Genomic DNA, 18,085 nt, shown 5'->3' with positions numbered 1-18,085 from the left:
GATGCGCGTGACGATCGTGACGATGGACAGCCACTTCGCGGGCGCGATGCTGCTTGCCCGCGGCGACCTGCGGCGGGAACTGCCGGGGCTGGAACTCACGATCCACGCGGCGGACGAATGGTCGGCAGATGCGCAGGCGCTGCAGCACTGTCTCGACGACATCGCGCAGGCCGACATCGTCATCGCAGCGATGTTGTTCCTCGAGGACCACATCAAGGCCGTGCTGCCGGCCCTGCAGGCGCGCCGGGCGAAGTGCGACGCGATGGTCTGCATGCTCTCGGCCGGCGAGGTGATGAAGCTGACCCGCATCGGCCGCTTCGACATGGGCGTCGAGGCCACCGGCATCATGGGCCTGCTTAAGAAGCTGCGGGGGTCGAAGAAGGCGGGCGGCAACTCCGGTGCCGGCCAGATGAAGATGCTGCGGGAGCTGCCGCGGCTGCTGCGCTTCATCCCCGGCACGGCGCAAGACGTGCGGGCGTATTTCCTCGCGCTGCAATACTGGCTCGCGGGCTCACGCGAGAACCTTGCGAACATGGTCCGGCTGCTGGTGAACCGCTATGCGGCGGGCCCGCGCGCCGGCATCGCCGGCACGCTGAAGGTCGCGCCGCCGATCCACTACCCCGATGTCGGGCTGTATCACCCAAAGCTCGGCGCCGGTGTGACGGAACGGCTGGAGGATCTGCCGCGCGGCGGGCGCACCGGCACGGTCGGCCTGCTGTTGATGCGGAGTTACGTGCTCGCGCAGAACGCCGCCCACTACGACGGCGTGATCGAGGCGCTGGAATCCCGCGGTTTGAGGGTGATCCCGGCCTTCGCTTCCGGCCTCGACAACCGGCCGGCGGTGGAACGCTTCTTTGTCAGGGACGGCGTGGCGGTGGTGGATGCCGTGGTTTCGCTGACCGGCTTCAGCCTGGTCGGCGGCCCCGCCTACAACGACAGCCACGCCGCCGAGGAGCTGTTGGCGAAGCTCGACGTGCCCTATGTCTCCGCGCATCCCCTGGAATTCCAGACGATGCGCCAGTGGCAGGCCGATCCGCGCGGCCTGCTGCCGGTCGAGGCGACGATGATGGTCGCGATCCCCGAACTCGATGGCGGCATCTGGCCCATGACCTATGGCGGCCGCTGCGGCGCCGACAGCCAGGGCAGGACCTGCCCAGGCTGCGACGGCATATCCTGCCAGCGCGACATGCGCGTGCACCCCGAACGCGCAGGCCGCCTGGCGGAGCGCGTCGCCCGCCTGGTCGCGCTGCGCCGCGCCGAGCGGCGGGAGCGCAAGGTCGCGATGGTGCTGTTCAGCTTCCCGCCAAACGCGGGCAACATCGGGACGGCGGCCTATCTCGGCGTCTTCGAATCCCTGCACAACACGCTGCGCGCAATGGCCGCCGCCGGCTACGACGTGGACGTGCCGGCCAGCGTCGATGAGCTGCGCGATCGCGTGCTGCACGGGAACGCCTCGCAGTTCGGCGCGATCGCCAACGTCGCCGCTCGGATTGGCGCCGACGATCATGTCCGGCGCGAGACCCACCTCGCCGAGATCGAGAAGCAGTGGGGCCCGTCGCCGGGCCGCGCGCAATCCGACGGCGCGACCATCCATGTGCTCGGCGCGCGCTTCGGCAACGTCTTCGTCGGCATCCAGCCCGGCTTCGGTTGGGAAGGCGATCCGATGCGCCTGCTCTTCGAGCGCGGCTTCGCCCCCACCCACGCCTTCAGCGCCTTCTATCGCTGGATCCGAGAGGATTTCGGCGCCCATGCCGTGCTGCATTTCGGCACCCATGGCGCGCTGGAGTTCATGCCGGGCAAGCAGGCCGGCCTCTCCGCCGAATGCTGGCCCGACCGGCTCATCGGCGAGCTACCGAATTTTTACCTGTACGCCTCCAACAACCCGTCCGAGGGAATGCTGGCGAAGCGCCGCGCGGGCGCGATGCTGATCTCCTACCTCACGCCGCCGGTGGCGAATGCGGGGCTGTATCGCGGCCTGCTGGACCTCAAGGCATCGCTCGACCGCTGGCGCGGCCTCGATCCCGATTGCGACCCAGGGGTGCGGCAGTCGCTGGCAGAACTCGTGCAGGCGCAGGCCGCAGCGGTGGATCTCGCACCGGCCGAACCCGCCTGGGCGCCGGCTGAGCTGGAAGGCCGCATCGTGAAGCTCGCGGAGGAGCTTCTCGAACTGGAATACACGCTGATCCCGCACGGCCTGCACGTGATCGGGGAGACGCTGACCCGCCAACAGCGTGCAGAGACGCTCGACGCCGCCGGCGTGACCGACGATGCGGAGCGCGCGCGCCTCGACGCCCTTCTCGCGACCGACCCCGAGATCCCCGCGATCCTGCATGCGCTCGACGGCGGCTTCATCCGCCCTGCGCCCGGCGGCGACCTGCTGCGCAGCACGGCCGTCCTGCCGACGGGCCGCAACCTCCACGGCTTCGACCCCTTCAAGATTCCTTCCGCCTTTGCCGTGAAGGACGGCGCGCGCCAGGCCGACCGGCTGCTGGCCCGCCACGCCCAGGATGGCGGCAGCCTGCCGGAGACGGTCGCGATCGTCCTCTGGGGCACCGACAACCTGAAGACCGAGGGCGGCCCGATCGCCCAGGCGCTGGCGCTGATGGGCGCCGAGCCCCGCCACGACAGCTACGGCCGCGTGTCGGGGGCCAAGCTGATCCCGCTGGAGCAGCTCGGCCGCCCGCGCATCGACGTGATGGTCACCCTCTCCGGCATCTTCCGCGACCTGCTGCCGCTGCAGACCAGGCTGCTGGCCGAGGCCGCGCTGCTCTGCGCCGAGGCCGAGGAGCCCGCGGAGCTCAACTACATCCGCAAGCACGCGCTGGCCTTCCAGGCGCAGCATGGCGGGGACATCCAGCAGGCGAGCCTCCGGGTCTTCGGCAATGCCGACGGCGCCTATGGATCCAACGTCAACGGCATGATCGACGCCGGCGTCTGGACCGACGAGGACGAACTCGCCGAGACCTATGTCCGCCGCAAGGGCTACGCCTACGGCATCGACGGCAAGCCCGCGCGCCAGGACAAGGTGCTGACGCATCTGCTCGGCAGCGTTGAGGTCACCTATCAGAACCTCGACAGCGTCGAGGTCGGGTTGACCACGATCGACCAGTATTTCGACACGCTCGGCGGCATCAGCCGTGCCGTGCGCCGCGCCCGCAACGGCGCGGAGGCCGCGGTCTATGTCGGCGACCAGACCCGCGGCGAGGGCACGATCCGCACGGTGGCCGAGCAGGTCGCGCTGGAGACCCGCACCCGCGCCCTGAACCCCAAATGGTTCGAGGCCCTGCTGTCCCACGGCTATGAGGGCGTGCGCCAGATCGAGGCGCAGGTCACCAACACCATGGGCTGGTCCGCCACCACCGGCCAGGTCGCGCCCTGGATCTACCAGCAGCTCGCCCAGACCTACATGCTCGACCCCGCCATGCGGGAACGACTCGCGAAGCTGAACCCGACGGCGTCGGTGAAGATCGCGAACCGCCTCATCGAAGCCCACGAACGCAATTACTGGCAGCCCAGCGAGGAAACCATCGAAGCACTCCGCCAGGCCGGCGAAGAGCTCGAGGACCGCCTCGAAGGCATCGCCGTGGAGATGGCTGCATGACCGTGATCATGAGACCCCCGCCGAATTCCAGCCTGTCGAGCCTCGGCGACGGGGAAGGGTCCGTACAGGTGCATGCGGATGGCGCCGCGAAGATCGAGGGCGCCACCGTCTTCGCGATCTACGGCAAGGGCGGCATCGGCAAGTCCACCACCAGCTCCAACCTGTCGGTGGCCTTCAGCAAGCTCGGCAAGCGCGTGCTTCAGATCGGCTGCGATCCCAAACACGACAGCACCTTCACGCTGACGGGCAAGATGATCCCGACGGTGATCGACGTGCTGGATTCCGTCGGCTTCCACGCCGAGGAGCTGCGCCCCGAGGACTTCGTCTTCGAAGGCCATAACGGCGTCCTTTGCATCGAGGCCGGCGGCCCGCCCGCGGGCACCGGTTGCGGCGGCTATGTCGTCGGCCAGACCGTGAAGCTGCTGAAGGAACACCACCTGCTCGAGGAAACGGACATCGTCATCTTCGACGTGCTCGGCGATGTGGTATGCGGCGGCTTCGCGGCACCCCTTCTCCATGCCGACCGCGGCCTGATCGTGGCGGCGAACGACTTCGACAGCATCTTCGCGATGAACCGCATCGTCGCCGCCATCAAGGCGAAGTCGGCGAATTACGGCGTGCGGCTCGGCGGCGTGATTGCCAACCGGTCGAAGGACACCGACCAGATCGAGAAGTTCAACGCGGTGTCGGGCATGAAGACGCTGGCGCACTTCCCCGACCTCGACGTCATCCGCCGGTCGCGCCTGGCGAAGAAGAGCCTGTTCCAGATGGACGACACCATCCCGGAGGTAAAGGCGGTGCAGGACGAGTACCTGCGGCTCGCCGCCGGGCTGCTGGCGGGCGTCACGCCGCTCGACGCCAATCCGCTCAAGGACCGCGAGATCTTCGACCTGCTGGGGTTCGACTGAGATGCCCACGGCGACCTACCAGGCCCGCAGGGGCGAGCTGCACGAATACTTCGACCGCACGGCGATCCGCGCGTGGGAGAGGCTGACCTCCGACGCGCCGGTCTCCGGCATCCGCGCCACGGTGCGCGCAGGCCGCGACGCGATGCGCGCGACGCTGCTGTCCTGGCTGCCGGCGGATCTTTCGGGAAAGCGGCTGCTGGATGCGGGCTGCGGCACCGGCGCGCTGGCGGTCGAGGCCGCCAGGCGCGGCGCCGAAGTCCTGGCCGTGGACATCGCGCCCGGCCTGATTGAGATCGCCAAGCAGCGCTCGAGCGATATCGCGGGGCGCGGCCGGATCGAGTTCCTGGCCGGCGACATGTTCGACCCTGGCCTCGGCCGCTTCGACCATGTGGTCGCGATGGACAGCCTGATCCACTACGCGCCGGCCGATACGGTCCGCGTGGTCGCGGGCCTCGCCGCGCGCACCGACGACTCGCTCGCCTTTACCTTCGCGCCGCGCACGCCGCTGCTGTCCGCCATGCACGCGGCCGGCCGGTTCTTCCCGCGCGGCGACCGCGCGCCCTCCATCGTGCCGGTGGCCGAGGCGCAGCTGCGCCGGCTGATCGGCCATGATCCCGCCCTGACCGATTTCGCGACGGGACGGGACCGCCGCATCGCCTCCGGCTTCTACACCTCGCACGCGCTGGAGATCGTCCGTCGATGAACAGGGTCGAGGCCAAGATCGCCAGGCTCTGGATGAAGGTCGGCACCGACCTTCTGCCCTTCGCCGATGCGACCTCGGACGACCTGCCGTGGTCGCGGCTGCTGCGGCTGTCGCTGTTCCAGATCTCCTGCGGCATGACGGCGGTGCTGCTGATCGGCACGCTCAACCGGGTGATGATCGTGGAGCTGCATGTCGCAGCCAGCGTGGTCGCGATCATGCTCGCCCTGCCTCTGGTCTTCGCGCCGGTGCGCGCGCTGATCGGCTTCAAGTCCGACACCCACAAATCGGTGCTGGGCTGGCGGCGCGTGCCCTATATCTGGTTTGGCAGCATCTGGCAGTTCGGCGGCCTGGCGATGATGCCCTTCGCGCTCATCGTGCTGTCCGGCGACACCTGGGCGCCGCCCTGGGCCGGTCAGCTTGCCGCGGCGATCGCCTTCCTCATGGTGGGGGCCGGGATGCACACCGTGCAGACGGTGGGCCTGGCGCTCGCGACCGACCTCGCGCCGGAGAAGTCGCAGCCGAACGTCGTCGCCGTGCTGTCGCTCATGCTGCTGCTGGGCATGGTGATCTCGGCCGTGGCGTTCGGTCTGTTCCTGTCGGATTTCAGCCAGCTCCGGCTCATCCAGGTGATCCAGGGCTGCGCGGCTGCGACGCTGATCCTGAACTTCATCGCGGTCTGGAAGCAGGAAGCGCGGGACCCGACCCGCACCCAGGGTATGCAGGATGGCGAGCCCGGCTTCGGCGAGAGCTTCCGCCTTCTCTGCGGCACCGGGCCCTGGAAGCGCCGGCTCTGGGCCGCGGGCCTCGGCTTCGCGGGCTTCTCGATGCAGGACGTGCTGCTCGAGCCCTACGGCGGCCAGATCCTGGGCCTCGGCGTCGGCGCGACGACGGGCCTGACGGCGCTGCTGGCCGGTGGCGGCGCGATCGGGTTCTGCGCGGGCGCGCGCTGGCTGTCGCGCGGGGTGGATGCGCATCGGCTCGCCGCCTATGGCTCGCTGGTCGGGGCCTTTGCCTTCGCGCTGGTCATCCTGGCCGGGCTGACCCTGTCCGTCGTTGTCTTCGCCATCGGTTCGCTCTGCATCGGGCTCGGCGGCGGGCTCTTCGCCCATGCGACGCTGACCGCCTGCATGCGTATGGCGCCGCCGAAGCAGATCGGGCTGACGCTCGGCGTCTGGGGCGCGGTCCAGGCCACTGCGGCGGGCACGGCGGTCGCGTTCGGCGGCATCCTGCGCGACGTCGTCAGCGAACTCGCCGTGCAGGGCCGGCTGGGCGAGGCGATGTCGGGCCCGGAAACCGGCTACCTCGTGGTCTACGCGATCGAGATCGTCCTGCTCTTCCTCACCCTGGCCGTGGTCGGCCCGCTCGTGCGCGGCACGGGCGCGTCCCGCACGCGACCTCAACCGGGATCCGGCCTGGCCGGGTCCGCCCACGTCTAGGCACACACGGAGGCTCGTCATGAATGCAGCCCATACCGGGGTCTTCCAGGATCCCGCGCTACTCTCGCTCTACATCTTCTTCGCGTTCTTCGTCGGCCTGGTGCTGTACCTGCACCGCGAGGGCAAGCGCGAGGGCTACCCGCTGATCTCGGACCGCGAGGGGCGCGTGCTCGCCACGCCGATCCAGGGCTTCCCGGCGGTGCCCGATCCCAAGACCTACCTCCTGGCGCACGGCCACGGCACCGTCTCCGCCCCCGCCCAGCGGGAGGAGCGCGACATGACCGGGATCCTGAAGGCCTATGACGCCTTCCCCGGCGCCTCGCAGATCGCGCTCGGCGATCCCATGCAGGATGGCGTCGGCACGGCGTCCTATGCGCTGCGCGCCGACACACCCGATCTCGACTGGGACCATGGCGCGCCGAAGATCGTGCCGCTGCGCGCCGCGCCGGGCTGGACGATCGCGGAAGGCGACCCCGAGATCCGCGGCCGGCCCCTGATCGGGCTGGATGGCAAGGTCGCCGGCACCATCGTCGACCTCTGGGTCGATAAATCCGACGTGCTGCTGCGCTATGTGGAGGCCGAGGTCTCCGGCAGCGGCAAGCGCGTGATCATGCCGATCGGCGTCGTTCACTGGAGCGGCAACGGCCCCGTGAAGTGCGACACCGCGACCTGCGCGCAGATTGCGGCCGCGCCCACCACCGCACACCCCGAGCAGGTCACCCTGCGCGAGGAGGACCGCATCAGCGGCTATTTCGGCGGCGGCGAGCTCTACGCCCTGCCCGGCGACCGCGAGAGCTTCGTATGAGCAAGCAGCTCCCCGGCTTCTTCGAACACGACAACGAGCCGGTGCCCGGCCTGCCGGCCGAGCTGCCGGCGGGCGAGCAGATCCTCTGGCAGGGCACGCCGAAGCTCGGCGGCCTGGCCCGGCGGGCGCTGCACCTGCGTTGGATGTCGGTCTACTTCGTGCTGCTGGCGCTCTGGCGCGGCGCCACGCTGGCGGGCGAAGGCGCCGGCGCGCTCGAGGTGATCCAGGGCGCGGCCTTCATCCTGCTGCTCGGCGCGGTGCCGATGGGCCTGCTGCTGGCCTATGGCTGGGCCAGCGCGCGGATGACGATGTACACCATCACCTCGCGCCGCGTGGTCATCCGTACCGGCGTCGCGCTGCCCGTGACGGTGAACATTCCCTTCGCCGTGATCGGCAGCGCCGGCGTCGCGCCGCATGCCGACGGCACCGGCGACATCGCGCTGCAGGTGATGCCGCCGCATCGCGTGTCCTGGATCGCGCTGTGGCCGCATACGCGGTCCTGGCACCTGACGAAGCCGCAGCCGACGCTGCGCGCCGTCGCGCAGCCCGAGCAGGTGGCCCAGGTGCTGGGCCGCGCGCTGGCCGCCGCGTCCTCGATGCCGGTCCGGCCCGTCGCCAACCAGCCCGTCCGCGCGGCCGACCGGCCCGCGGCCGAGGCGATGGCCTGAGGGAGGGCGCGATGGGGAGCGCCGTTTCCCGCCCGGGCACGCTGCCGCGGCACATGGTCATCGGCACCGCGCTGGTGGTCGCCGGCACACTGGCGCTGGCCAGCCTCGGTCACCGCGCGCCGACCAACCCGGCCGATGCGGGCGCGCGGCCGGTCGCGACCCGCGACCTGCGCTTCGCCGACCGCGCGGATGGCGCGATCGTCGTCACCGACGCCCGCAGCTTGCGCGTGGTGGAAACCCTCGCCCCGGGCACGGAGAACTTCGTGCGCGGCGGCATGCGCGGCCTGGCCCGCGAACGCAACCGCGCCGGCATCGGCGAGGACGTGCCCTTCCGCCTCAGCACCTGGCCGGACGGGCGGATCACCCTGCAGGACATGGGGACCGGCAACACGATGGAGCTGCACGCCTTCGGCAGGACCAATGCGGAGGCTTTCCTGAAACTCTTGGCAACCGAGGAGTAGAGCCATGACGGACCACTGGGGAGTGGGCCGGGCGATCTTCGGCGGAAAGACCGTCGAAGTGCCTTGCACAGTGGAGATCGAGCGGACGGCGGACTACTTCTTCGCCAACGCCATCCCCGAAGGGATCGAGCTCAGGCCGGGCGACCGCGTGCTGGTGCATGGCGCGCCCGACCACATCGACTTCGGCCGCACGCTGCGGTTCGAGACGACGGCCACCGTCTACCGCGCCGGCGCGATCGAGCGCTTCTGGACGCAATGGTCGGCGCTGTTCGAGGTGACCGAGCTCTATCACTGCGGCTTCGAGCCGAAGGAGTTCGCGGCATGAACGCCATGACACCCGGCGGGCGGCCGTCCTCCTCGTCCGAGACGACGAAGATGGCGATGACCGAGACGGCCCTCTCGCCGCGCTTCTACACCACCGACTTCGCCGCGATGGACGCGATCAGCGTTGACTCCGTGCGCGAGCAGTGGGACGCGCTGATGAAGGAGTTCCACGACGACCCGAACCGTGGCCACTTCATGCGCACCGAGGAATTCGACGCCTTCGACATCAACGCGCTGCCGGAAGGGCTGCAGAAGGAGCTGCTGGAGTTCCTGGTCAGCAGCGTGACGGCCGAGTTCTCGGGCTGCGTGCTCTATGCCGAGATCAGGAAGCGGGTGAAGAATCCCGACATGAAGGACCTGTTCGGCGTCATGGCGCGCGACGAGTCCCGCCATGCCGGCTTCATCAACGACACGCTGAAGGACATGGATGTCGGCGTGGACCTGGGCTTCCTGACGCGCGCCAAGAAGTACCACTACTTCCAGCCGAAGTTCATCATGTACGCGACCTATCTGTCGGAGAAGATCGGCTACGCCCGCTACATCACGATTTTCCGCCAGTTCGAGCGGCACCCGGAGCTCCGCTTCCACCCGATCTTCAAGTGGTTCGAGAAGTGGTGCAACGACGAGTTCCGCCACGGCGAGGCCTTCGCGCTGCTGATGCGCGCCAACCCGGACCTGGTGCGCGGCGTCAACCGCTACTGGGCGCGCTTCTTCCAGCTCGCGGTCTTCGCCACGATGTTTGTCCGCGACCACGCCAGGCCGGAATTCCACAAGGCGCTGGGGATGGATCCCACGGAATACGACATGCGAGTCTTCCGCATCACCGAGGAGATCTGCCGCCAAGTCTTCCCCGACACGCTCGATGTGGACAACCCGGCCTTCCTGCGGAACCTGCAGCGCCTGAACGGCATCGCGGAAGGGCTCGGCCGGGCCAAGGCGCAGGGCGGGGTCGCCGGCGGCCTCAAGCGCCTTGGCCTCTCGGCCGCCGCGGCGGCGGTGTTCGGGCGGCTCTACTTCATGCGCCCGCGCCGGCATGCGCTGCCGGACGACGCGCGCCTGTCGCCGGCCTGGTAGGGATGGGGGATCGCACCTTCATGGCCGACTACTGGCTTCCCGCCCTGGTGACGCTTCTCGTCTGGTGGGCCAGCACGGGGCTCATCATCTATCTCGACGGGCTGCGGCGGGAGACCTTCCGCTGGACCATGCTGGGTGCGACCTCGCTGCTGCTGGTCGCGCTGACCGGGCTGCATTCCGTCGCCTGGGACACCAGCGCGACGGGCGCCTGGCTTGCCTTCGCCTGCGGCCTGGTGGCCTGGGCCTGGATTGAGATCGCCTTCCTGACAGGCCTGGTCACGGGCCCGCGGCGGGAAGCGATCCCGCGCTCCACCCGCGGCTGGCCGCGCTTCCGCGCCGCGGTCGCCGCGATCCTCTGGCATGAACTCGCCATCATCGCGATGGCGGCGGTGATCGTCGCGCTGTCCTGGCGCGCGCCGAACCAGATCGGCACCTGGACCTTCGTCGCCTTCTGGGTGATGCGGCAGAGCGCGAAGCTCAACGTCTTCCTCGGCGTGCGGAACCTGTCGGAAAGCTTCCTGCCGGACCACCTGAAGTACCTCGAGAGTTTTTTCACGCGCCGCCCGATGAACCTGCTCTTCCCGGTCTCGGTCCTCGCCGGCGTGGTGGGCGTGGTGCTGCTGGCGCTCGCCGCGGTAGACCCCATTGCGACGCGGCACGAGACGATCGGCTTCACGCTGCTGGCCACGCTGGTCGGCCTCGGCCTGATCGAGCACGTCTTCATGGTGCTGCCAATGTCGGCGGACGGTCTGTGGAAATGGAGCCTGGCGGCGCGCCGGGCTCCAGCCCCCGCCGCACCGCAGGAGGGACGGGCCAGCCCGTCGTCGTTGACTTGATCGCGATCGAACCAACGTCCTCGCCGCTCCGCGGGGATGCCTGCCGCGCAGCGCCGCCGCGGAAGGGCCAGGTCGTCCCGGCGCCAACAGGGAAGTGGGGACCAAGATGAACTACGAGAGCTTCTTCCGGGCGCAACTCGACAGCCTGCGGCGCGAAGGCCGCTATCGCGTCTTCGCCGACATCGAACGCCAGCGCGGCGAGTTCCCCCGCGCCATCCGCCACGACTCGGGCAAGCAGCGCGAGGTGACGGTCTGGTGCTCCAACGACTATCTCGGCATGGGCCAGCACCCCAAGGTCATTGCGGCGATGCATGAGGCGCTGGACCGCTACGGCGCCGGCGCCGGCGGGACGCGCAACATCTCCGGCACCAACCACGCGCATGTCCTGCTCGAGAAGGAGCTCGCGGACCTGCACGGGACGGAATCGGCGCTGCTGTTCAATTCGGGCTACATGTCGAACTGGGCGACGCTGTCCACCCTGGCGTCGCGTATGCCGGGCTGCGTGATCATCTCGGACGAGATGAACCATGCCTCGATGATCGAGGGGATGCGGCATTCTCGCGCCGAGCGCCGCCTGTTCCGCCACAACGACGTCGCCGACCTCCGGCGCGTGCTGGCGGAGCTGCCGTCGGACTGCCCGAAGCTCGTCGCCTTCGAATCCGTCTATTCCATGGATGGCGACATCGCCCCGATCGCGGCGATCTGCGACGCGGCGGACGAGTTCGGCGCCATGACCTATTGCGACGAGGTGCATGCCACGGGCCTCTATGGCGCGCGCGGCGGCGGCATCACGGAACGCGATGGCGTTGCGCATCGCGTGACGGTCATCGAAGGCACGCTCGCCAAGGCCTTCGGCGTCATCGGCGGCTACATCGCGGGCTCCGCCGCCATGGTGGATTTCGTGCGCAGCTACGCCTCAGGCTTCATCTTCTCGACCGCGTTGCCGCCTGCGGTCGCGGCCGGCGCGCGCGCGGCCATCCAGCACCTGAAGGGCAGCCAGGTGGAGCGCGCCGCGTTGCAGGAACGCGCGCGCACGCTGCGCCGGCGGCTGGATGCGATCAACGTCCCGCATCTCGACAATCCGAGCCATATCGTGCCGGTGATGGTCTACGACCCCGTACAATGCAAGCGGATCAGCGACATCCTGCTCGACCGCTTCGGGGTCTATGTGCAGCCCATCAACTACCCCACCGTCCCGCGTGGCACGGAGCGCCTGCGCATCACGCCGGGCCCCGTGCACACGGATGCCGACATGGATCACCTCGTGAACTCCCTCGAAGCCGTCTGGTCGCAGTTCAGCCTGAGGCGCGCCGCCTGATGGACGCCGCCGGCCCCCGGGGAGGGGGTGCCGGCAGCGACCACCAGGTTGCAGCCGCACCAGGGATGAAGACCCGCAAGCCGCCGGCGAAGCCCGCGCGGCTGGTCTTCCCCTTCTCCGCCATTGTCGGGCAGGACGAGATGAAGCTCGCCCTGCTGATCGCGGCCGTCGATCCCGCGGTGGGCGGCGTGATGGTGTTCGGCGATCGCGGCACCGGGAAATCGACGACGGTCCGCGCGCTGGCCGCGCTGCTGCCGCCGATGAAGGCGATCGCGGGCTGCGCGTTTTCCTGCGATCCCGCGAAGCCCGGCCAGTTGTGCGAAGCGTGCCGCAGCGCATCCCGCCGCGTCGTGGTCACCGTGCCCGTGCCGGTCGTGGACCTGCCGCTCGGCGCGACGGAGGACCGCGTCACCGGCGCGCTCGACATCGAACGAGCGCTGGCCGAGGGCGTGAAAGCCTTCGAGCCCGGGCTGCTCGCCCGCGCGCATCGCGGCTTCCTCTACATCGACGAGGTCAACCTGCTGGAAGACCATCTGGTGGACCTCCTGCTCGATGTCGCGGCCTCCGGCGAGAACGTGGTGGAGCGCGAGGGCATCAGCGTGCGGCATCCCGCGCGCTTCGTCCTGATCGGATCCGGCAACCCCGAGGAAGGCGAGCTCCGCCCGCAGCTCACCGACCGCTTCGGCCTGGCCGTCGAGGTCCGCACGCCGAAGGACCTGCCGACCCGCATCGAGGTCGTGAAGCGCCGCGACGCGTTCGAGCAGGACCCGAAGAAGTTCGTGGCTTCCTGGTCAAAGCAGGAAGCGGCGACCCGCCGGCGCATCCTCGCCGCGCGCCGCCTGTTGCCGAAGGTCGCGGTGCCGGACGAGGCACTGGAGGCCGCGGCGAGGCTCTGCCTCGCGCTCGGCACGGACGGGCTGCGGGGCGAGCTGACCCTGATGCGCACGGCGCGCGCCCTGGCGGCGCTGGACGGCGATGTCGAGGTGACGTTGGACCACCTCCGCCGCATCGCGATCCCCGCGCTGCGCCATCGCCTGCGGCGCGATCCGCTCGACGAATCGGTCGCCGGCACGCGCGTCGAGCGCGCCCTGGCCGAAGTGCTGCCGTCGTGACTCCCGCCCCCGCCTCTTCCCCGTCCCCCGCTGTCGCGGGGAGCCGACGCACTGCGTCGGGGCCGGAGCGGCCGCCTTCGGCCGACGACGCGCAGGCTGGCCGCGCTGGGGGCAGCGATCCGTCAACCGACGTCACGCTCGCGGCGCAGTTGCTGGCGATCGACCCCGTCGGCCTGGGCGGCGCCGTCCTGCGGGGTGCGGCCGGCCCGGCGCGCGACGCCTGGCTCGCCGCGCTTCGCAGGTCGCTGCCGCCCGACGCCCCCTGGCGCCGCCTGCCGCTCGGCGTTCCGGACAGCCGCCTGCTCGGTGGGCTCGATCTCGCCGCGACGCTCGCCGCCGGCCGGCCGGTCGCGGAACGCGGCGTGCTGGCGGAAGCAAATGGCGGCGTGGTGGTCGCCGCCATGGCCGAGCGCATGGAGACCGCGACGGCCGCACGCATCGGCGCGGTGATGGATCGCGGCGAGGTCTCAATGCAGCGCGACGGGTTGTCGGGGCGACTGGACGCGCGCTTCGGGCTGGTGGCGCTGGATGAAGGTCTCACACCCGAAGAAGCAGTGCCCGCGGTGCTGAAGGCGCGGCTGGCGTTCCACCTTCAGTTGGACGACCGCTTCCCCCACCCCATCCCTCCCCCGCTTGCGGGCGCGCGTCCTGCAGCCGTGACCGCCGACGACACCATCGCCGAGGCCCTCTGCGGCGCCGCGCTCGTGCTCGGCGTGGACGATCTCCGCGCGCCGATCTTCGCGCTCCGCGCCGCCCGCGCGGCGGCGGCGCTGGCCGGCCGCACCGAGGTCACGCGCGAGGACGCCAACCTCGCCGCGCGCCTCGTCCTTGCGCCCCGCGCGACCCGCCTGCCTGCGCGGGAGGACGACCAGCCCGACCAGCCGCCCGAACCGCCGCCGCCCGAGGACCAGCAGAACAGGGACGACCAGCCGGACCGCGGGCCCGATCCGCAGGAGCTTCAGGAGATGCTGGTCGCCGCCGCGCAGGCCGCGCTGCCGGCCGGCCTGCTCGAGGCCCTCCAGCTCCGCGAACTCGCGCGCAAGCGGCACGGCGCTGAAGGCAAGGCCGGCGCCCGGCGCGATCAGGCACAGCGTGGCCGTCCCATCGGCACGCGGGCCGGGCCGCTTCGCTCCGGCGCCCGCCTCGCCCTGGTCGAGACGCTGCGCAACGCCGCGCCCTGGCAGCCGCTCCGTCGCCGCGAACGCCCGGGAGGCCCGCCGATCCAGGTGCGGAAGGAGGACATCCGCCTTCGCCGCTTCCGTCACAAGGCCGGCACGACCGCGATCTTCGTCGTGGACGCCTCCGGCTCCTCCGCGTTGCACCGCCTGGCCGAGGCGAAGGGCGCGGTAGAGATGCTGCTGGCCGATTGCTATGTCCGGCGCGACCAGGTCGCGGTGGTCGCCTTCCGCAACCGCGGTGCGGAGATCCTGTTGCCGGCGACGCCGTCCCTCGTCCGCGCCAAGCGCAGCCTGGCGGGGCTGCCGGGCGGCGGGCCGACGCCGCTCGCCGCGGGGCTCGACGCCGCGACCGCGATCTGCGCCGACACCGCGCGGCGCGGCCGCACGCCGCTGCTGGTGCTGCTGACGGATGGCCGCGCGAATATCGCGCGCAACGGCGAACCCGGCCGTCCGGCGGCGGAGGCCGATGCGCTCGCTGCTGCGGCACCAATCCGCCTCGCCGGCATCCCCGCGCTGCTGGTGGACACCGCGCCGCGGCCGCATCCCTTCGCGAAGCGCGTGGCCGAGGCGATGGGCGCGCGCTACCTGCCGCTGCCCGCCGCCGATGCCGCGCGGCTGTCCGGCGCCGTTGCCGCCGCCCGGCCGGCGGCGTGAGCCATGGGGGACCGCCCGACCTGGGACCGTGAAGGCCGCGACTGGCCGAACCGCGAGCACAGCCGCTTCGTCACCGCCGCCGGCCTGCGCTGGCACGTGCAGATCGCCGGCGATGGCCCGGACCTGCTGCTGATCCACGGAACCGCCGCCGCCACGCATTCCTGGCGCGACCTGCTGCCGCTGCTCGCGCGCCGGTTCCGCGTCGTCGCGCTCGACCTGCCCGGGCACGGCTTCACCGACCTGCCTTCGACGTCGCGGCTCACGCTCCCGGCCATGGCGCAATCCGTCGCCGCGCTGCTGCAGACGCTGAACGTCCATCCCGTCCTCGCCGCCGGCCATTCCGCCGGCGCGGCGATCCTGCTGCGCATGGCGCTCGACGGCCGCATCGCGCCGGAGGCCGTGGTCAGCCTCAACGGCGCGCTGATCCCCTTCGCCGAGAAGCACGCCGCCTTCTTCAGCAAGGCCGCGCGCATGCTGGTGACGCTGCCCTTCGTGCCGAGCCTGATGGCCTGGCGCGCCTCCAACCGCGCCGTGGCGGAACGCCTGCTGCGCGACACCGGCAGCCGCATCGATGCGCGCGGCGTCGATCTCTATGCAAGACTGATCCGCCACAGCGACCATGTCGCCGCGGCGCTCGGCATGATGGCGAACTGGGACCTGGTGCCGCTGCTGCGCGACCTGCCGCGGCTGCGCTGCCGGCTGGTGCTCGTCGTCGGCGCCAGTGACCGCACCATCCCGCCGGCCCAGGCCGAGAAGGTGCGCGCCCGCCTGCCCTCGGCGCGCATCGTGACCCTGCCGGGCCTCGGGCACCTCGCGCATGAGGAGCGCCCTCAGGTCGTGGCGGACCTGCTGCTCGACATCCACGCCCAGGCCCGGCCCGCCCCGGCCCTGGACGAGGCAAGCTGAACGCTGGCACCTTGTGTCAGCTTCGGTTTACACTTCCAACCGGACGTCGGGGACCCCGCCCATGCCGCCAGCGACTGCCGAGACCGTGCAAGCCGACCTCGCGGCCTGCCGGGCGATGCTGGCCGGCGGGTCCAAATCCTTCGCCGCCGCGGCGAAGCTGCTGCCGCGCCGCGTGGCGGAGCCCGCGACCGCGCTCTACGCCTTCTGCCGGGTCGCCGACGACCTGATCGACGAGGGCGGCGGCGCCGCGCGCCTCGCCGAGCTGCGCGTTCGCCTCGAGGGCATCTATGCCGGCCGCCCGCACGGTCATGTCGCCGACCGCGCCTTCGCCCGCGTCGTCTCCCGCTTCGCCATCCCCCGCGCCCTGCCAGAGGCCCTGCTGGAAGGCCTGGCCTGGGACACCGAGGGAAGGCAATGCCCCGACGAGGCCGCTCTCGAAGACTATGCCGCCCGCGTCGCGGCCGCCGTCGGCGCCATCATGACCCTGCTGATGGGCTGCCGCGATTCCCAGGCGCTGGCCCGCGCCTGCGATCTCGGCGTCGCCATGCAGTTGACCAACATCGCCCGCGACGTGGGGGAGGATGCGCGCAACGGCCGCCTCTACCTGCCGCATGACTGGCTGCGGGAGGAAGGGATCGCGCCCGCGGCCTTCCTCGCCGCGCCGGCCTTCACGCCGGCGCTCGGCCGGGTCGTGGCGCGGCTGCTGCGCCGGGCGGATGCGCTCTATCGCCGTTCGGAGGCCGGGATCGCCAGGCTGCCGCGGGACTGCCGCCCCGGCATCGCCGCGGCCCGCTTCGTCTATGCCGCGATCGGCCGCCAGGTGGAGCGGCAAGGGCTCGATTCCGTCTCCCGCCGCGCCGTGGTGCCCGCGCATCGCAAGCTCCGGCTGATGGCGCGCAGCCTGATCCTGCTGGGCAACCGCCCCGCCGACCTCGAGGCGCCGGCGCTGCCAGGCACCGCCTTCCTGGTCGAGGCGGTGGAGGCCACCCCGCTGCGCGAGGCGCCGCTGCCCCTGCCGGGCTTCCGCGATCGGCTGGTCTGGGCCGTGGACCTGTTCGACAGGCTCGACCGCATCGACGGCCGGGCAGCCGTTCCCGTCAGGTGAAGCTGACGCGCAGGCTCCGCCGGCGCGTTCGAACGCCGCCGGGGGGCTACGCCACGACCTGCCGATAGAGATGCCAGGTCGCGTGCCCCAGCACCGGCAGCACGACGGCCAATCCGACAAACAGCGGGATCGAGCCCAGCAGCAGCAGCGCTGCCACGACCAGTCCCCAGGCCGTCATCGGCACCGGATTGACCATGAAGGCCCGCACCGAGGTCGAGACCGCGCGCACCACGCCGCCATCGCGGTCGAGCAGCAGGGGGAAGGACATCGTGGTCAGCACCAGCACCGCGGCCGCGAAGACGAAGCCGACGAGGTTCCCCAGCAGGATCATGCGCCGCCCCTCCGGCGTGCCCGTCAGCGCGGCCCAGAAATCCACTCCCGCGGGCAGGCGCCCCATCGTCGCGCGCCAGATCGCATCCGCCGCCCACAGCCACAGGAAGAACATCACCAGCAGCACGACGCCGAGCGCCACGATCTCTCCGATCGCCGGAGAGCGCAGCACGTCGAAGACGTTGCGCCAGTTCGCGGGCTGGCCCCATTCCCGCCGCCGGCTGATCTCATAGAGGCCGAGCGCCGCGATCGGCCCGACCAGCGCGAAGCCCGCCGCCATCGGGTAGAACAGGTGCATCGCGTTGCCGCCGGCGGCCAGAGTGCCTGCGACCAGCCCGATGGCGGGATACAGCACGCAGAGGAAGATCAGCTGCGTCGGCGTCTCCAGGAAATCGGACCAGCCCCGCCGCAACGCGATGCCAAGCGCATCCAGCCCGATCCGTCGGATCGCGGGCTCGGCCGCCGAGACGGCCGTCGTCGTCCAGACCTCAGCCATGCACGCCTCCATCCCCATCGGGCGGTGGCCGGGGCCGAGCGGCCTCGGGCCACACGTTTCGGGAGATGGCACGGCCGGCCGTCGTGTCAGCCTCACAAGCCGGTGAGTGCGGAAAGCCGTTGACTTGAGTGTCAGGAAAGACTGACAGTGTCTACTGACAGGATGACTTG

General features: G+C 70.9%; 16 protein-coding genes. 15 read left to right on the top strand and 1 reads right to left on the bottom strand.

The window, feature by feature from the left end; translation table 11 throughout:
* Position 1: 1 nt before the first annotated feature.
* The 15 genes from ACLF3M_RS10245 (at position 2) to ACLF3M_RS10175 (ending at position 17,089) form a co-directional block, all read left to right on the top strand.
* Positions 2-3,601, top strand: a complete 3,600-nt coding sequence (locus ACLF3M_RS10245; RefSeq protein ID WP_430656818.1) for a magnesium chelatase subunit H — start codon at positions 2-4, stop codon at positions 3,599-3,601.
* Complete coding sequence (bchL, locus tag ACLF3M_RS10240) at positions 3,598-4,509, top strand: ferredoxin:protochlorophyllide reductase (ATP-dependent) iron-sulfur ATP-binding protein (RefSeq protein ID WP_430656817.1); 912 nt, start codon at positions 3,598-3,600, stop codon at positions 4,507-4,509. The genes ACLF3M_RS10245 and bchL overlap by 4 nt, the downstream gene beginning before the upstream one ends.
* 1 nt (position 4,510) lies before the next feature.
* Positions 4,511-5,212 (top strand): magnesium protoporphyrin IX methyltransferase, encoded by a 702-nt coding sequence (gene bchM / locus ACLF3M_RS10235; protein ID WP_430656816.1) that lies wholly within the window; start codon positions 4,511-4,513, stop codon positions 5,210-5,212.
* Positions 5,209-6,648 carry a BCD family MFS transporter gene (locus ACLF3M_RS10230; protein WP_430656815.1) on the top strand — a complete coding sequence of 480 codons (1,440 nt, stop codon included), beginning with the start codon at positions 5,209-5,211 and terminating at the stop codon, positions 6,646-6,648. Before bchM ends, ACLF3M_RS10230 begins: the two co-directional genes overlap by 4 nt.
* Before the next feature lie 19 nt (positions 6,649-6,667).
* Positions 6,668-7,453, top strand: a complete 786-nt coding sequence (gene puhA, locus ACLF3M_RS10225) for a photosynthetic reaction center subunit H (protein ID WP_430656814.1) — start codon at positions 6,668-6,670, stop codon at positions 7,451-7,453.
* Entirely contained in the window at positions 7,450-8,121 is a 672-nt protein-coding gene (puhB, locus tag ACLF3M_RS10220) for a photosynthetic complex putative assembly protein PuhB (RefSeq protein WP_430656813.1), read from the top strand. Before puhA ends, puhB begins: the two co-directional genes overlap by 4 nt.
* Positions 8,122-8,132: 11 nt before the next feature.
* A complete protein-coding gene (gene puhC / locus ACLF3M_RS10215) occupies positions 8,133-8,582 on the top strand; it encodes a photosynthetic complex assembly protein PuhC (protein ID WP_430656812.1) in 450 nt (149 codons plus the stop codon).
* A 4-nt stretch (positions 8,583-8,586) separates the two neighbouring features.
* Positions 8,587-8,907, top strand: coding sequence for a hypothetical protein (locus ACLF3M_RS10210; protein WP_430656811.1), 321 nt, complete (start codon positions 8,587-8,589; stop codon positions 8,905-8,907).
* Positions 8,904-9,980 carry a magnesium-protoporphyrin IX monomethyl ester (oxidative) cyclase gene (gene acsF / locus ACLF3M_RS10205; protein WP_430656810.1) on the top strand — a complete coding sequence of 359 codons (1,077 nt, stop codon included), beginning with the start codon at positions 8,904-8,906 and terminating at the stop codon, positions 9,978-9,980. Before ACLF3M_RS10210 ends, acsF begins: the two co-directional genes overlap by 4 nt.
* 2 nt (positions 9,981-9,982) lie before the next feature.
* Complete coding sequence (puhE, locus tag ACLF3M_RS10200; protein WP_430656809.1) at positions 9,983-10,816, top strand: putative photosynthetic complex assembly protein PuhE; 834 nt, start codon at positions 9,983-9,985, stop codon at positions 10,814-10,816.
* A gap of 106 nt (positions 10,817-10,922) precedes the next feature.
* On the top strand, positions 10,923-12,134 hold the full coding sequence (gene hemA, locus ACLF3M_RS10195) for a 5-aminolevulinate synthase (protein WP_430656808.1): 1,212 nt from the start codon (positions 10,923-10,925) through the stop codon (positions 12,132-12,134).
* 65 nt (positions 12,135-12,199) lie between these two features.
* Positions 12,200-13,246, top strand: a complete 1,047-nt coding sequence (bchI, locus tag ACLF3M_RS10190) for a magnesium chelatase ATPase subunit I (protein ID WP_430656807.1) — start codon at positions 12,200-12,202, stop codon at positions 13,244-13,246.
* The gene (locus tag ACLF3M_RS10185) at positions 13,243-15,078 is read left to right on the top strand and encodes a magnesium chelatase subunit D (protein ID WP_430656806.1); all 1,836 of its coding nucleotides are present in this window, start codon (positions 13,243-13,245) and stop codon (positions 15,076-15,078) included. Before bchI ends, ACLF3M_RS10185 begins: the two co-directional genes overlap by 4 nt.
* A 3-nt stretch (positions 15,079-15,081) precedes the next feature.
* A complete protein-coding gene (gene bchO, locus ACLF3M_RS10180; protein WP_430656805.1) occupies positions 15,082-15,984 on the top strand; it encodes an alpha/beta fold hydrolase BchO in 903 nt (300 codons plus the stop codon).
* Between the two features lie 61 nt (positions 15,985-16,045).
* The gene (locus ACLF3M_RS10175; protein ID WP_430656804.1) at positions 16,046-17,089 is read left to right on the top strand and encodes a phytoene/squalene synthase family protein; all 1,044 of its coding nucleotides are present in this window, start codon (positions 16,046-16,048) and stop codon (positions 17,087-17,089) included.
* 46 nt (positions 17,090-17,135) lie between these two features.
* Here the strand turns inward: ACLF3M_RS10175 and ACLF3M_RS10170 are convergent, their stop codons facing one another.
* The gene (locus ACLF3M_RS10170) at positions 17,136-17,915 is read right to left on the bottom strand and encodes a DUF2189 domain-containing protein (RefSeq protein ID WP_430656803.1); all 780 of its coding nucleotides are present in this window, start codon (positions 17,913-17,915) and stop codon (positions 17,136-17,138) included.
* Positions 17,916-18,085 lie beyond the last annotated feature (170 nt).

This window comes from Falsiroseomonas sp. HW251 (genome assembly GCF_050563545.1).
Lineage (GTDB): Bacteria > Pseudomonadota > Alphaproteobacteria > Acetobacterales > Acetobacteraceae > Falsiroseomonas.
This window is presented reverse-complemented; position numbering and strand designations above follow the sequence as displayed.

What these genes read in the sequence shown, in the direction of transcription:
- puhA (WP_430656814.1), top strand. Translation starts at nt 6,668, where the DNA reads ATGAATGCAGCCCATACCGGGGTCTTCCAGGATCCCGCGCTACTCTCG.
- bchI (WP_430656807.1), top strand. Translation starts at nt 12,200, where the DNA reads ATGAAGACCCGCAAGCCGCCGGCGAAGCCCGCGCGGCTGGTCTTCCCC.
- ACLF3M_RS10170 (WP_430656803.1), bottom strand. Translation starts at nt 17,915, where the DNA reads ATGGCTGAGGTCTGGACGACGACGGCCGTCTCGGCGGCCGAGCCCGCG.
- ACLF3M_RS10245 (WP_430656818.1), top strand. Translation starts at nt 2, where the DNA reads ATGCGCGTGACGATCGTGACGATGGACAGCCACTTCGCGGGCGCGATG.
- hemA (WP_430656808.1), top strand. Translation starts at nt 10,923, where the DNA reads ATGAACTACGAGAGCTTCTTCCGGGCGCAACTCGACAGCCTGCGGCGC.
- puhC (WP_430656812.1), top strand. Translation starts at nt 8,133, where the DNA reads ATGGGGAGCGCCGTTTCCCGCCCGGGCACGCTGCCGCGGCACATGGTC.
- bchO (WP_430656805.1), top strand. Translation starts at nt 15,082, where the DNA reads ATGGGGGACCGCCCGACCTGGGACCGTGAAGGCCGCGACTGGCCGAAC.
- ACLF3M_RS10210 (WP_430656811.1), top strand. Translation starts at nt 8,587, where the DNA reads ATGACGGACCACTGGGGAGTGGGCCGGGCGATCTTCGGCGGAAAGACC.
- bchM (WP_430656816.1), top strand. Translation starts at nt 4,511, where the DNA reads ATGCCCACGGCGACCTACCAGGCCCGCAGGGGCGAGCTGCACGAATAC.
- bchL (WP_430656817.1), top strand. Translation starts at nt 3,598, where the DNA reads ATGACCGTGATCATGAGACCCCCGCCGAATTCCAGCCTGTCGAGCCTC.
- ACLF3M_RS10175 (WP_430656804.1), top strand. Translation starts at nt 16,046, where the DNA reads ATGCCGCCAGCGACTGCCGAGACCGTGCAAGCCGACCTCGCGGCCTGC.
- puhE (WP_430656809.1), top strand. Translation starts at nt 9,983, where the DNA reads ATGGGGGATCGCACCTTCATGGCCGACTACTGGCTTCCCGCCCTGGTG.
- puhB (WP_430656813.1), top strand. Translation starts at nt 7,450, where the DNA reads ATGAGCAAGCAGCTCCCCGGCTTCTTCGAACACGACAACGAGCCGGTG.
- acsF (WP_430656810.1), top strand. Translation starts at nt 8,904, where the DNA reads ATGAACGCCATGACACCCGGCGGGCGGCCGTCCTCCTCGTCCGAGACG.
- ACLF3M_RS10230 (WP_430656815.1), top strand. Translation starts at nt 5,209, where the DNA reads ATGAACAGGGTCGAGGCCAAGATCGCCAGGCTCTGGATGAAGGTCGGC.